Source organism: Acinetobacter johnsonii (assembly GCF_048551975.1).
In the GTDB taxonomy this organism is placed as follows: domain Bacteria; phylum Pseudomonadota; class Gammaproteobacteria; order Pseudomonadales; family Moraxellaceae; genus Acinetobacter; species Acinetobacter johnsonii_A.
On record NZ_JBIMCF010000005.1, the window covers coordinates 119,436 to 132,962 of the forward strand.

Genomic DNA, 13,527 nt, shown 5'->3' on the forward strand with positions numbered 1-13,527 from the left:
GTTGATAAGGAATTTCAGCTCTGACTGTGTGACAAGTTCACCCTAGGTCTGTGCGATCTATATTTTATCCATTTTCGGAACCGTTAGCATGACTTCAAGCTTTTCACAATTAAGCACTGATGCGCTGTCTCCAGGTCAACTCCCTGAGTCAGTCAAAGCATTATTAAAACGCGCATATATTAATCGTTATCCTAAGCGTACCACCATCGTAGATGCAGGCTCAGAATCTAAATCTTTATATTTGATTCTAAAAGGTTCGGTCTCCATTATTCTGCGTGAAGACGATGAACGTGAAATCGTGGTGGCTTATTTAAATGCGGGTGATTTTTTTGGGGAAATGGGTCTATTCGAAGCAAACTCACAACGTACTGCTGAAGTGCGTACCCGTGATGTCTGCGAAATTGCTGAAGTGACTTATGAAAACTTCCATGAACTCAGCAAACAATACCCTGACCTGAGCTATGCAGTATTTGCGCAGCTGGTACGCCGTCTAAAAAATACCACTCGTAAAGTGACTGACCTTGCATTTATCGATGTTTCAGGTCGTATTGCACGTTGCCTAATCGACCTATCTTCGCAGCCTGAAGCGATGATTTTACCAAATGGCCGCCAAATTCGTATTACGCGTCAAGAGATTGGACGTATTGTCGGTTGTTCACGTGAAATGGTTGGTCGTGTTTTGAAAACACTCGAAGAGCAAGGCATGATCGAAACTGATGGTAAAGCCATCTTAATTTTTGATGCCTCTTTAGAAGAGTCAAAAGCGAATGCTGATGACGATGAAGACGAAGAATAAGACTTTTCTTCATAGCTAATACAGCCAAAAGCAAATCTTAGGATTTGCTTTTTTTATGTCTTTAAATCTATTGCTGTTTTGACTAAATCCTGCTTTGACAAAATCATGACAAACTTTGTAAAAATAGTGATTTAACCTACTGGGCATAACTGTGTAACCTAATTCGACCGAAAAAGTGCAGTCCATAAAAGGAAATGTTGAATGCAATTTAAACCCTTAGCCAATACAGGCGTTTTGGTTCCTGAAATTTGTCTCGGCACCATGACCTTTGGTGAGCAAAACACTCAAGCTGAAGCCTTTGAACAACTTGATTATGCTTTAGCGCAAGGCATTAACTTTTGGGATACTGCTGAAATGTACCCTGTTCCTCCAAAACCTGAAACCCAAGGTGCAACCGAAAGTATTATTGGCCAATGGATTGCCCAGCGCGGCGGTCGAGACAAGCTATTTTTAGCCTCTAAAATTGCGGGGCCATCTCAAGGTGGTAGTCATATTCGTGATGGACAGACTCGTTTTAATTCAACAGACATTTCATCTGCCCTAGATGGCAACCTAAAGCGTTTACAGACCGATTATATAGATTTATATCAACTACACTGGCCACAGCGCCCAACCAACTTTTTCGGCAAATTAGGCTATGAAAACAGTGAAGCCCAGAACATGCAAACCATGACCTCTTTGCAAGAAACACTACAAGCATTAGAAGCAGAGATTCAAAAAGGGCGTATTCGTTATATTGGCTTATCTAATGAAACACCATGGGGCACTATGAAATTCCTGCAGATTGCAGAACAACTTGGTCTATCTAAATTTGTCAGTGTGCAAAATCCATATAGCCTATTGAACCGTACTTATGAAATTGGTATGTCGGAAATTGCAAAACATGAAGGCGTTGGTTTACTCGCCTACTCCCCACTCGCTTTTGGCTATCTCACAGGTAAATTCCGTAATGGTGCACGCCCAGCGAATGCTCGCGTGACGCTTTTTAGCCGCTTTAGTCGTTATAGTAACCCAGAGAGTGAATGGGCAACAGAACAGTATGCACAGCTGGCTGAACATCACGATTTAAAGCCGACGCAACTGGCTTTAGCCTTTATCAAGCAGCAGTTTTTTGTGACTAGTACGATTATTGGTGCGACCAACTTAGACCAGCTGAAAGAAAATATTCAAGCCTTTGAGATTGATTTATCCGAAGATGTTTTACAGGGTATTCAAGCTATTCATCAGCAACAACCTAATCCTGCCCCATAGATATTTCTTAGTTAGCTGTTCAGGTGAAACACGACTTCACCGTCACAAATAATTTATGATCTTCAAAACCAGCAACTGACAGTAAAAAAGGACGCCTTAGCGTCCTTTTTTATTCAAAACAAATTAACGTCTTTGATTATAAATCGCTTGAGCAGCGGCTAAGTTCTTACGCATTGCTTCAATACGTTGACTATTTGATGGGTGCGTCGACAAGAATGAAGAACCGCCTGCTCCATCAAGCTTATTCATTTTTTCCCACAGACTAATTGCGGCTTGAGGGTTATAGCCTGCTTTAGCCATCAACATTAAGCCACCTTGGTCTGCACGACTTTCTAGGCTACGTGAGTATGGTAAACCAATACCAATTTGACTACCTAACTGCGCTGCTGCTGAACCCGTTTGACCTACACCTGCCGCACTTAAACCAATGCCCAAAGCCAAATCCGTTAATGCCTGCGCACCAACCTTACTCTTCGAGTGCTCTTCTAAAGCATGCACCATCTCATGCCCCATCACCGCTGCAATTTCAGCATCCGTTAGGTTTAATTTATCGACAATACCTGTGTAGAATACCACCTTCCCACCAGGTGCAACATAGGCGTTGACCTGATTTGACTTAAGTACCGCCAACTGCCAGTCAAATTTCGTTCCAGTTTGATTCATTTGATCGGCATATGGCTTCAAGCGATTGAATACACCATAAATACGCTTATACGTTGTTGATGAGGTATCTAAGGTTTTTGTGCTTCGTGCTTCATTCACTGTTTTGTTGAAGCCTTGGGTTGCTGCTGCATTTAATGTTGCAGTGTCTGCACCTGCCACTTCCGCAAAAGTTGCACAACCTGAAATTGTAACTACACTCGCTGCACACAAACTCATTAATATTTTATTTTTCATTATTGCTTAACTCCATCCATCTCAAAGCATTTTACATAATGTACTGAATTATATTGAATAGATTTAAAGTGTTAAATATCATCACCGCGTTTTATCATAGCAATTATGTAAAAATATCTTCACAATTAAGTACAATAAGCCAAATTTCAGCGCTAGAGCGATATCTATAGTCAAACTACTTTATTATACATACATGATTTAAAAAAATAAAAACAATTCAATCACTTAGTTGTATTTATTTTATAGTGATTTGACTATACACACCACCTTAAACCTACTTACGTAAACTGAATCAAAAGCCAATAAATCAAACACAGGATATTTAAACCCAAATACAGGTGGCTTAAGGGTTCAATTTTTTCTTCAAGGGTCGCACTTTTACGCTTTGCAAACAGAAATGCATTTTGGAGCAATATGATTGGCACCAAGATACAAGCAATAATCACAGATAACCCAATGAGCGCACTATAAATCACGTCTGGATTGGTGGTTTGCCCTTGAATAATCATCATCGCGATTGTTGGCGCACCACCCATAGCAAAAAGTAGTGAGTAAAAAATAGTTCCCGCGATATTCTTTTGCATCCTGCCTGCTCATCTGTTTATTGTGCATTTTATTCTAACAAGCACTTATACACTATGTCGTGCTTATTCATGCAACTTTAGTCGGAAAAATCATTCCAGCTCAGCAGTTTAAATCAATATCTGTAACGCTCATGTACAGATGTACCGCACAAATAAAAAACCCTGTACTAGACAGGGTTTTTTATTCAATGTTTTATCGCTTAAGCATCAAATGGATGACGTAAAACAATCGTTTCTTCACGGTCTGGACCTGTAGAAATGATGTCGATTGGGCATTCGATTAATTGTTCAATGCGTTTTACATAGTTGATCGCCGCTTGTGGCAATTGATCCATTGATTTCACACCAAACGTAGACTCAGACCAACCTGGCATTGTTTCGTAAATTGGTTTTAAAGTTTCAAATGCAAGCGCATCAGAAGAACCAACACAACCAGAATCCGCTGCTTCGTAACCTACGCAGATTTTCACTTCTTCTAAACCGTCAAGAACATCAAGCTTAGTTAAGCAAATACCTGAAAGTGAGTTTACGTCTACAGAACGACGAAGGATTTCAGCATCGAACCAACCACAACGACGTTGGCGACCTGTAGAGGCACCAAATTCAGAACCTACAGTCCCTAAGTGCTTACCAATCGCATCACCTACGTCATTTGCAGCGTCATAAACCAACTCAGTTGGGAACGGACCTGCACCTACACGTGTTGTGTATGCTTTGGTAATACCCAATACATAGTCAAGATGTAATGGACCCAAACCAGAACCTGAGCTTACGCCACCAGCAGTCGTGTTTGAAGACGTTACATACGGATATGTACCATGGTCAACATCTAGAAGTGAACCTTGAGCACCTTCAAACATGATGTTGTCACCGTTTTTACGGTAATTATGCAGCTCTGTAGTGACATCAATCACAAGTGGTGCAACCACTTCACGCCATTGATCACACAGCGCAAGTACATCTTCTAATTTAACTGCTTCTACGCCGTAGAATTGTGTTAATTGGAAGTTATGGTACTCAAGAAGTTCAGTTAACTGAGCTTTAAGATGCTCGCCACCACGAACCAAGTCTGCAACACGAATTGCACGGCGTGCAACTTTGTCTTCATATGCAGGACCAATACCACGACCAGTGGTACCAATTTTTGCATTACCACGCTTGATTTCACGCGCTTGGTCAAGAGCAATATGATTTGGCAAAATCAGTGGACAGTTTGGAGAAATACGTAGACGTTCTTTAACTGGCACACCTTCTTTTTCAAGAATGTCCATCTCTTTGATGAGCGCTTCAGGAGAAAGCACCACACCATTACCAATTAAGCACAGTACGTTTTCACGTAAAATACCAGATGGAATGAGGTGTAATACAGTTTTCTTACCACCAACGACAAGTGTATGACCTGCGTTATGTCCGCCTTGATAACGAACGACCGCAGCCGCTTGATCTGTGAGCAGGTCGACGATTTTACCTTTACCTTCGTCGCCCCATTGGGTACCGAGTACCACAACATTCTTGCCCATAATAGCCTCATTGCATCATGCTGTTAAAATTGAAGAACTTCTCAGGTTTTAGCTTACCTGAAGAAGTGATTAAATTTGTTCTACAGTCCATTGACCTGCAACATTCACCAACTGGTGCGTTGCATATGGAAGCGTAGTTAAATCATCCTGCCCCAAAAGTTGAATCACACTCATGCCTTGAGCACGCGTGTGTTCAATCGCTTGGATCAAATCTATTTCAGTACCTTTGGGTGCAACCACAAGACTGTTTTGCTGAAACCGACCTGCACTGAGTGCATATAAGTCACAACTAAAGCCCGTTGCTGGACGTGCACGCCCAAAGTGCTCACCAATCCCGTCATAGCGTCCACCTTGTGCCAATGGCGCAGCACGGTTTGGTGCATAAACGGCATACATTAAGCCCGTATGGTAGTGATATGAGCGCAGCTCAACCACATCAATACCCATCTGAAGATTTGGCCAACGTGCTTGAATCTCAGATTGTGTAGTTTTTAATGCATCAAAAGCGTGCTTAAATTCTGCATCGGCAATAACTTCTGTACTTAAATGCGTTTGCAAGGCATCTAAATCACTTGCATAACGACCTAAAGTATAAAAGTCTGCACCAAAGTTTAAATCTTGGGTAAATTCTGCCAATTCAGGCAGAGCTTTACGTTGGTATAAATCAGAGAGTTGACGTTCAGTCGCTTTGTTTAAACCCGCAACCTTCACCATACTACGGAATAAGCCCACATGGCCTAAATCCAAATGGATACCGTCTGCAAAACCTGTTTTTTCAAGCAGGCTGATCATCACATCAATCAGCTCAACATCGGCATCGATGCTGTCTGAACCGAATAACTCAGCACCTAACTGCAAAGGTGTACGCGTGGTATTAAAGCCCTGTGGTTTAGTATGTAGGACTGTTCCTGCATAGCAATAGCGAGCGACGCCTTCAACTGGATGTACATGCGCATCAATACGAGCCACTTGTGGTGTCATATCGGCACGCACACCAAGCAAACGACCAGAAAGTTGATCAATCACTTTAAAAGTGGCTAAGTCTAAATCTTGATTCGATTCTGAAAGAGAAGATAACGATTCGATGTATTCAATGAATGGCGTGTACACCAACTGATAACCTCGAGTTGCGAGGAAATCTAATGCTTGACGACGCAAAGTTTCAATCACTTGCGCCTGTTCTGGTAGTACATCAGCTACACCATCAGGTAATAACCATGTCTCTGAAATGGGCATGTTGTAAACCTAAAATCTTGTCTGCGCGGAACGAATCCGCATAAAAAAATCGGGGCACACCCGATTTCTCTTAGTCTATCACGATACAATGTGCTGTGCATTAGACAATTTCGGAAAATTTAATTTATCGTTTCGATGTCATCGTTAACAACTTTATACATTCTTACCGATTTTAAGCGAGCCATCCAAAACATTGCTTTAGACAGTGCCCAAGTATCAGAATCAATAATATTAACTCATCCTAGTGCTCTGTACAGATTGGAAAAATTCATTTAAGACTTTGTTTTATATTTTATTTCCAATTATACCCTTGCTTGCACAAAAGGCACATTCTTTTATACGTCAGCTCAATTTGACAGCAACAATAAATACTACGTCGTTATACCGATAACACTTTTAATCACATATTTTTCACTTGGGGAAAGTTCGATGGAAATGCACAGCAACTTATATTACAAGCATGCAGATGCTTAAATCATGTCAAAATTAGACCGATTATTTCAAGAACATCGCGGCAATGTTAGTAAATTTACGGCTTTAGTCTGTGACATTAATCCAGAACATGGTACTGAACTGGCCGAAGATATTTTAAATACCGTCGATAATATCGAGTTTGACTTAGGTCCTGAATCGCTATACTCCCTCGCGGGTTATTCCATCGCACACTTTGTCCATGGTTCATCAGGTGATGAGTTCATGGAAGCGATTTTGTTCCTCCTGAAAGACTTGCTTCCTGACATCCATGCGCAAGTATGGGGTTGCGGTGATGATGACCCGTGGGAATTTTGGTTCAAATTTGACGGTGATGAACTGGTTCGTGAAGATGATGAACCTTTAAATGACACTGAAGAAGATGAAGAAATTAAAGCCAGTATTTATGCATGGTGGCACGCAGATCTGCCTAAAGAAATTAAAGAAGGCTTTTTAAACGAAGAGTCATAACATCCTAATTAGCATGACTAGAGTACAAGTCTTATCACTTTGAGTCATGCTGCCAGACTCACGGGCGATTTCACTATCAACTTTTGAGCTACCAAATCGGCAGTTCTGTGGTTTGTTTGATATTTTGCAATGGAATTTCTGTTTTTATACTTTGTATATTGGGAATTTTATTCAGACGGTGAATTTGAAACTGTCGATAGGCGTCTAAGTCTGCAACCACGATACGTAAGAAAAAGTCGCAATCCCCTGCCATTAAATGGCACTCAACGACTTCTGGAACTTCACGAATCGATTCGACAAATTGATTCACTGTTTGTGGGTCCTGACTTTTTAGCCAAATGCGTGCAAACACGGTCAAACGCAGATTCACTTTAACAGGATCAACCAAAGCCACATAAGCCCGAATAATTCCGTCTTCTTCTAGTTGTTTTACTCGTCTTAAACACGGTGAGGCAGACAGTCCAATGCGCTGAGCCAACTCATTATTTTGAAGTTTTCCATCAACTTGTAGCACTTGCAATATACGTTTATCGGTTTGATCCATAAATTCCACCCTTAAAGCATAATTTTGCTCATATTTAACCAATCACAACATATTATTGCAAAAAAGCTCTATATTAAGCTAAATAAAGCACAAAATATCCTCGGAAAAAGCCTAAACTTATTCACCTACTGCACCAAAACCTAGCACGCATAGGCGATTTAAAATGTTCTCCCTTAAAAATACGACTCAAGAACTCAATGACTCTACAGATTACGTCGAGTTTAAACGTGGTATTAAAACATCTATCCCCATGCTACTGGGCATTATTCCTTTTGCTTTGGTCTTAGGAACACAAGCCACTCAAAAAGGCTTTAGCCATTTAGAAGTTCCATTATTCACTGGCCTAAACTTTGCGGGCGGTTCCGAATTTGCTGTGCTCGAAGTCTGGACCAATCCACCAAATTTTCTCGTTTTAATTTTCATTACTTTTTTAGTCAATAGCCGTCATTTACTCATGGGTGCAAGTCTCGTGCCTTATTTACGCCATTTGCCTAATCGACAGGTTTTCCCTGCTCTGTTTTTCATGTGTGATGAAAGTTGGGTAGCAGCGCTTGCCGATGCAGAAAAGAAGAAAAGATTTGGGCTACAACAAGCCTTTAGCATGTCCTACTACACAGGTATCTGTTTTACTCTGTACTTGATGTGGGTCAGTTTTACCAGTTTAGGTGCCATTCTTGGTCCTTTAATAGGCGATGTTCACCGTTATGGATTTGATATGGCCTTTGCTGCAGTATTTTTGGTTTTACTGCGTGGTATGTGGAAAGGATTCAGTTCGGCACGCCCTTGGCTCGTCAGTCTCATCAGTGCGGCCATTGCTTATTTATATTTACCGACGGGTTGGTATGTGCCTATTGGTGCAATCTGTGGCATCGCCTCTGCTTTCATATTTATTCAGGAGGATGAGCTATGATCCACAGCACAACACTTGTCGCAATTTTATTGGTCGCATCAACCACTTATCTGACGCGTATATTGGGCTATGTTTTGCTAAAAAATAAAACTTTAAGCAACAAACAACGAAAGATTTTGGAAGTTGTTCCTGGCTGCGTACTTATTTCAGTAATTGCACCTTATTTTGTGAAGGACAATGTCGCAGATCTACTCGCTATTGCTATCACTTTGCTTGCAGCTTCACGCTTTTCACTTTTACCAACCGTTGTGATTAGTATGCTGAGCGCGGCATTATTACGTACCGTGCTCATCTAAACTTAATTTTTAGCGTTCTGGTTGTACGGCTTTAGCAAGAATATTCACCAATTCAGCGTTTTGTAACTCAACTTTTTGCAACTTAGACGTGGTCTGCTCGATCACTTCCTGTTGCACATGCATCTTTTTTGCAAGATCTTGCATAATTTCCAAGGTCTTTTTTAAATTTTCTTCAAGATGATGTACTTTTTCTTGCAGCTGATTTTGCTCTACGCTTGGATCGGTTTTATCTGCCTGATTTTTAAATTGAAACCAAATTAAAAAAATGACAGCGACCGCCAACAGCAAAATAAATCCCCAAATTAAGATCAACATAAGCACTGCTCTACATTATTTTCGTTTATAAATTCATGATAACCACATGTCTGTATTCGGTCTATGCTTATCATCTTGTTTTCAGAGTAAAAGATGCTTAAAAATAAAGATCTTTAAGTGGTTGACGCACTAAAAGATTCACACAAATCTAATAAGCGGTTTGCATAGCCCCACTCATTGTCATACCACGCAAAGACTTTAGCTTGATGCCCCACCACCATGGTTTGCGTTAAATCAACAATAAGTGAATAGGGTGAATGATTAAAATCCGAAGATACCAAAGGTTCATCCGTCACATCCATAATTTCACTGTAGTCTGACTTCGCCGCCTGAATCAGCACTTCATTAATTTTATGGTCGGTAATTGGTGTTTGCGAAATAAAGGTCAAATCAATTGCAGCCACATTAATGGTTGGCACACGGATGGAATAACCATCGATACGATCGGCCATTTTTGGCATGACTTGTTTTAAAGCACCAAGGGCTGACGATGTGGTGGGAATAATATTTTGACCTGAAGCACGGGCACGTCTTAAATCACGATGCGCATGATCCAATACAGACTGATCGGCAGTCAATGCATGAATTTCGGTCATGAGTGCAGTATCAATTCCAAAAGCATCATCAATGATTTTAACCAAAGGCACTAAGGCCTGTGTGGTACATGACACGCTAGAAATGATTTGGTCACTGGCTTTGACCTCATGGTGATTCACCCCATACACAATTGCGGCATCAACCGAGTCAAAAGGTGCCGCACCGATAATGACCCGCTTTGCACCGGCACTGACATGCCCTGTTGCTGCTTCACGCGAGCGAAATAAGCCTGTGCACTCTAGAACCACGTCTACATGGAGACTTGCCCAAGGTAAATCCTGCGGGTTAGCCTGACACAATACTTCAACTTTGAGCTGCGATTGATCTTTAGAAAGATGTAAATAAATTCTTTCATTTTCATAACTTAAATCGACTTTTCCCAGAAAACGCCCATGCGTGGTGTCATATTTAAATAAATGCAATAAGGTTTCTACATCTGCTACATCATTTACCGCGACGATTTCAAACTGAAAGTTCTTTGGATTTTCAAACCAAGCGCGAAGTACATTACGTCCGATTCGACCAAATCCATTTATCGCCACTCGTTGCATGACTTGCCCTTATGTATAAAATGATGAAAGATAAAGCAGGCTTATATTAATGGATTTATACAGATTTGGTTAAGCTTTCTTTTTCTATAACCCATCAGTGAAGATGATGAATATGAACCCTTAAGTCATAAATTGACCGACCTGACCACCTCGCACTAATCAACTCATTTCCACGAAATGATATAAATATCCAACAATAACAAGCAAAATCTTAGAACTATCGAATACATAGAAATGTCATCAATTCGCCTTAAAGTGATTGGTGCGACATCCTTTTTCCGTTATAATTTGGCGTTTTAAAATTTTTAAGCCAGTATCTGAAGTCAGCGTATTTAGAATAAGACTTTCTTCAGCTACTATTAGCCAAATCGAAATTATGGAGTGACTTGGTTGTGAGTACTCGTTTTATGACATCAGCTGAAATTCGCGAAGCTTTTTTAAGCTATTTTGAATCGCAAGGGCATACACGTGTCGCGTCGAGTTCTCTAGTTCCCGCCAACGACCCTACTTTGTTGTTTACCAACGCGGGTATGAACCAATTTAAAGATTGTTTCTTAGGCCTAGAAAAACGTGATTATGTACGTGCAGTGTCTTCACAAAAGTGTGTCCGCGCAGGTGGTAAACACAACGACTTAGACAATGTCGGTTATACCGCACGTCACCATACCTTCTTTGAAATGTTAGGTAACTTCTCATTTGGCGACTACTTCAAACGTGATGCGATCAAATTTGCATGGGATTTCCTCACTGGTGAAGCTTGGTTAGCACTGCCTAAAGACAAACTCTACGCAACGGTTTACCATACTGACGACGAAGCATTTGACATCTGGAACAAAGAAATTGGTTTAGATGCTAGCCGTATTATTCGTATTGGCGACAACAAAGGTGGTCAATACGCATCAGATAACTTCTGGGCAATGGGTGATACAGGTCCTTGTGGTCCATGTTCTGAAATCTTCTTTGACCATGGCGACCATATTTGGGGGGGCTTACCGGGTACACCTGAAGAAGATGGCGACCGTTTCATTGAAATTTGGAACAACGTTTTCATGCAGTTTAACCGTACTGCGGATGGCGTATTACACCCTCTTCCGGCGCCTTCTGTTGATACAGGTATGGGCTTAGAGCGTATTTCTGCTGTTTTACAACATGTTAACTCAAATTACGAAATTGACCTGTTCCAATACCTACTCAAAGCAGCCGCTGAAATTATTGGTTTAGATACCGTTGCACTTGAAGCGAAAGCACAAGCTGAAGGTAAGCCAGTTGAATACCCTGCTTCACTTAAAGTGGTTGCGGATCACGCACGTTCATGTTCATTCCTGATTGCTGATGGTGTAAACCCATCCAATGAAGGTCGTGGTTATGTACTACGCCGTATTATCCGTCGCGCAGTTCGTCATGGTAACAAGCTCGGTGCAACAGGCTCATTTTTCCATAAAATGTTGCAACCTTTAATTGAGGTGATGGGTCAAGCCTACCCAGAACTTGAAGCACAGAAAGTACGTATTGAAGCGCAATTGCTAAAAGAAGAAGAACAATTTGCTAAAACTCTAGAGCAAGGTTTGAAATTGCTTGAAGGTGAATTGGCTCAACTGAAAGGTTGTGTGATTCCAGGTGAAGTGGTGTTTAAACTGTATGATACTTACGGTTTCCCAACTGACCTGACTGCTGACATCGCACGTGAACGTGATTTAACCATTGATGAAGCTGGCTTTGAAGTTGAAATGGCTGCGCAACGTCAACGTGCACGCGATGCAGGTAAATTCGCAATTGACTACAACTCTGTTGTTAAAGTTGAAGGCGAAACTCAGTTTGATGGCTATGATGCAACGGTTGGCGAAGGTCAAATTATCGCGATCTATAAAGATGGTGAACAAGTTGATGAAGTCGTTGAAGGTGACGAAGCCCTCATCGTACTGAACCAAACCCCGTTCTATGCAGAAAGCGGCGGTCAAATTGGTGATACAGGTATTTTCAAAAATGACACAGGTATTTTTGAAGTCCAGGACACTAAGAAATCGGGCGGCGCTTTTGTACACCAAGGTATTGTGACTGTAGGTAGCATTAAGCTTGCTCAAAATGTTGAAGCAACAGTCAAAGCAGATATCCGCGCTGCAACTGCGCGCAACCACTCTGCAACTCACCTTTTGCATGCTGCACTACGTCAAATTCTAGGTGAACACGTACAACAAAAAGGCTCACTGGTTGCGTCAGACATCTTACGTTTTGACTTTGCCAACGATCAGCCCGTTTCATTTGAACAACTTCAAGAAATTGAACGTTTAGTCAATGCGGAAGTGATTGCAAACAGCGCTGTGACCACTGAACTTCTTGACATCGAATCTGCTAAAGCGAAAGGTGCGATGATGTTGTTCGGTGAAAAATATGGTGATGAAGTTCGTGTACTTTCAATGGGTTCAATCATTGAAGAAAAAAACTTCTCAATTGAGCTGTGTGGTGGTATTCACGTTAAACGCACAGGCGACATTGGCTTCTTCAAAATCACTTCTGAAGGTGGTGTAGCTGCGGGTGTACGCCGTATTGAAGCGGTAACGGGCACCAAAGCCGTTGAGGTTGCTCAAAAAGCTGACCGTGATATCAATACCATCAACGGTTTATTAAAAGCTCAAAAAGACCAAACTTTAGAAAAAGTTGAAGCCTTAGTCGACACAGCATCAAGCTTGCAAAAACAGATTGAACAACTCAATCAAAAACTTGCCAGCTTCCAAGCTGCTGAACTGCTTAGCCAAGTTCAAACGCTTGCGGGTCGTCAAACGCTAATCACGACTGTTCAAAACATGGATGCGAAATCACTTCGCAACCTACATGACGGTGTGAAATCAAAATTAGAAAATGCAGTCATCGTACTTGCTGGTGTTGAAGGTGACAAAGTTAGCCTGATTGCATCTGTAGCAAAAGACTTTACTGCTTCTATTAAAGCAGGTGACATCATCAAACACCTAGCAACTGAGCTTGGTGGTAAAGGTGGTGGCAAACCTGACTTAGCACAAGGTGGCGCGCCACTAAACGAGAAGTTTGCAACAGTGATGGCAGATTTAACTGCTTGGCTTGAAGCGAAATAAAA

General features: G+C 41.3%; 13 protein-coding genes. 6 read left to right on the forward strand and 7 right to left on the reverse strand.

The genetic code is table 11. The features are described from left to right. Window positions 1-88: 88 nt before the first annotated feature. Both crp and ACG9ZB_RS06550 read left to right on the forward strand, forming a co-directional pair. Window positions 89-796 carry a cAMP-activated global transcriptional regulator CRP gene (gene crp, locus ACG9ZB_RS06545; RefSeq protein ID WP_159152886.1) on the forward strand — a complete coding sequence of 236 codons (708 nt, stop codon included), beginning with the start codon at window positions 89-91 and terminating at the stop codon, window positions 794-796. Between the two features lie 201 nt (window positions 797-997). Then, a complete protein-coding gene (locus ACG9ZB_RS06550) occupies window positions 998-2,047 on the forward strand; it encodes an NADP(H)-dependent aldo-keto reductase (protein WP_419324982.1) in 1,050 nt (349 codons plus the stop codon). Window positions 2,048-2,170: 123 nt separating this feature from the next. Here ACG9ZB_RS06550 and ACG9ZB_RS06555 read toward each other — a convergent pair whose 3' ends face one another. From ACG9ZB_RS06555 to ACG9ZB_RS06570, 4 genes are all read right to left on the reverse strand, one after another. Further along, entirely contained in the window at window positions 2,171-2,944 is a 774-nt protein-coding gene (locus tag ACG9ZB_RS06555; RefSeq protein ID WP_419324984.1) for a M48 family metallopeptidase, read from the reverse strand. A 278-nt stretch (window positions 2,945-3,222) separates the two neighbouring features. Beyond that, on the reverse strand, window positions 3,223-3,528 hold the full coding sequence (locus ACG9ZB_RS06560; RefSeq protein ID WP_419324986.1) for a hypothetical protein: 306 nt from the start codon (window positions 3,526-3,528) through the stop codon (window positions 3,223-3,225). Between the two features lie 200 nt (window positions 3,529-3,728). After that, a complete protein-coding gene (locus tag ACG9ZB_RS06565; RefSeq protein WP_419324988.1) occupies window positions 3,729-5,048 on the reverse strand; it encodes an adenylosuccinate synthase in 1,320 nt (439 codons plus the stop codon). 69 nt (window positions 5,049-5,117) lie between these two features. Further along, window positions 5,118-6,284 (reverse strand): ATP phosphoribosyltransferase regulatory subunit, encoded by a 1,167-nt coding sequence (locus ACG9ZB_RS06570; RefSeq protein WP_419324990.1) that lies wholly within the window; start codon window positions 6,282-6,284, stop codon window positions 5,118-5,120. Window positions 6,285-6,761: 477 nt separating this feature from the next. On the opposite strand from ACG9ZB_RS06570, the gene ACG9ZB_RS06575 reads away from it, so the two are divergent. After that, on the forward strand, window positions 6,762-7,226 hold the full coding sequence (locus tag ACG9ZB_RS06575) for a hypothetical protein (protein ID WP_419324992.1): 465 nt from the start codon (window positions 6,762-6,764) through the stop codon (window positions 7,224-7,226). A gap of 88 nt (window positions 7,227-7,314) precedes the next feature. Here ACG9ZB_RS06575 and ACG9ZB_RS06580 read toward each other — a convergent pair whose 3' ends face one another. After that, window positions 7,315-7,770 carry an Lrp/AsnC family transcriptional regulator gene (locus ACG9ZB_RS06580; protein ID WP_004696172.1) on the reverse strand — a complete coding sequence of 152 codons (456 nt, stop codon included), beginning with the start codon at window positions 7,768-7,770 and terminating at the stop codon, window positions 7,315-7,317. 163 nt (window positions 7,771-7,933) lie between these two features. Between ACG9ZB_RS06580 and ACG9ZB_RS06585 the strand changes: the two genes are divergently transcribed. Next, on the forward strand, window positions 7,934-8,680 hold the full coding sequence (locus ACG9ZB_RS06585; RefSeq protein WP_419324994.1) for an AzlC family ABC transporter permease: 747 nt from the start codon (window positions 7,934-7,936) through the stop codon (window positions 8,678-8,680). Next, entirely contained in the window at window positions 8,677-8,976 is a 300-nt protein-coding gene (locus tag ACG9ZB_RS06590) for an AzlD family protein (protein WP_419324996.1), read from the forward strand. The genes ACG9ZB_RS06585 and ACG9ZB_RS06590 overlap by 4 nt, the downstream gene beginning before the upstream one ends. A gap of 9 nt (window positions 8,977-8,985) precedes the next feature. Here ACG9ZB_RS06590 and ACG9ZB_RS06595 read toward each other — a convergent pair whose 3' ends face one another. Both ACG9ZB_RS06595 and ACG9ZB_RS06600 read right to left on the reverse strand, forming a co-directional pair. Then, complete coding sequence (locus ACG9ZB_RS06595; RefSeq protein WP_126037229.1) at window positions 8,986-9,291, reverse strand: hypothetical protein; 306 nt, start codon at window positions 9,289-9,291, stop codon at window positions 8,986-8,988. A gap of 113 nt (window positions 9,292-9,404) precedes the next feature. Next, window positions 9,405-10,439 (reverse strand): type I glyceraldehyde-3-phosphate dehydrogenase, encoded by a 1,035-nt coding sequence (locus tag ACG9ZB_RS06600; protein ID WP_419324998.1) that lies wholly within the window; start codon window positions 10,437-10,439, stop codon window positions 9,405-9,407. A gap of 392 nt (window positions 10,440-10,831) precedes the next feature. On the opposite strand from ACG9ZB_RS06600, the gene alaS reads away from it, so the two are divergent. Beyond that, a complete protein-coding gene (gene alaS / locus ACG9ZB_RS06605; protein ID WP_419325000.1) occupies window positions 10,832-13,525 on the forward strand; it encodes an alanine--tRNA ligase in 2,694 nt (897 codons plus the stop codon). Window positions 13,526-13,527: the final 2 nt, after the last annotated feature.

Coding starts and splice junctions, on each gene's coding strand:
- ACG9ZB_RS06590 (WP_419324996.1), top strand. CDS start 8,677: ATGATCCACAGCACAACACTTGTCGCAATTTTATTGGTCGCATCAACC.
- ACG9ZB_RS06555 (WP_419324984.1), bottom strand. CDS start 2,944: ATGAAAAATAAAATATTAATGAGTTTGTGTGCAGCGAGTGTAGTTACA.
- crp (WP_159152886.1), top strand. CDS start 89: ATGACTTCAAGCTTTTCACAATTAAGCACTGATGCGCTGTCTCCAGGT.
- ACG9ZB_RS06595 (WP_126037229.1), bottom strand. CDS start 9,291: ATGTTGATCTTAATTTGGGGATTTATTTTGCTGTTGGCGGTCGCTGTC.
- ACG9ZB_RS06570 (WP_419324990.1), bottom strand. CDS start 6,284: ATGCCCATTTCAGAGACATGGTTATTACCTGATGGTGTAGCTGATGTA.
- ACG9ZB_RS06575 (WP_419324992.1), top strand. CDS start 6,762: ATGTCAAAATTAGACCGATTATTTCAAGAACATCGCGGCAATGTTAGT.
- ACG9ZB_RS06550 (WP_419324982.1), top strand. CDS start 998: ATGCAATTTAAACCCTTAGCCAATACAGGCGTTTTGGTTCCTGAAATT.
- ACG9ZB_RS06565 (WP_419324988.1), bottom strand. CDS start 5,048: ATGGGCAAGAATGTTGTGGTACTCGGTACCCAATGGGGCGACGAAGGT.
- ACG9ZB_RS06600 (WP_419324998.1), bottom strand. CDS start 10,439: ATGCAACGAGTGGCGATAAATGGATTTGGTCGAATCGGACGTAATGTA.
- ACG9ZB_RS06580 (WP_004696172.1), bottom strand. CDS start 7,770: ATGGATCAAACCGATAAACGTATATTGCAAGTGCTACAAGTTGATGGA.
- ACG9ZB_RS06585 (WP_419324994.1), top strand. CDS start 7,934: ATGTTCTCCCTTAAAAATACGACTCAAGAACTCAATGACTCTACAGAT.
- ACG9ZB_RS06560 (WP_419324986.1), bottom strand. CDS start 3,528: ATGCAAAAGAATATCGCGGGAACTATTTTTTACTCACTACTTTTTGCT.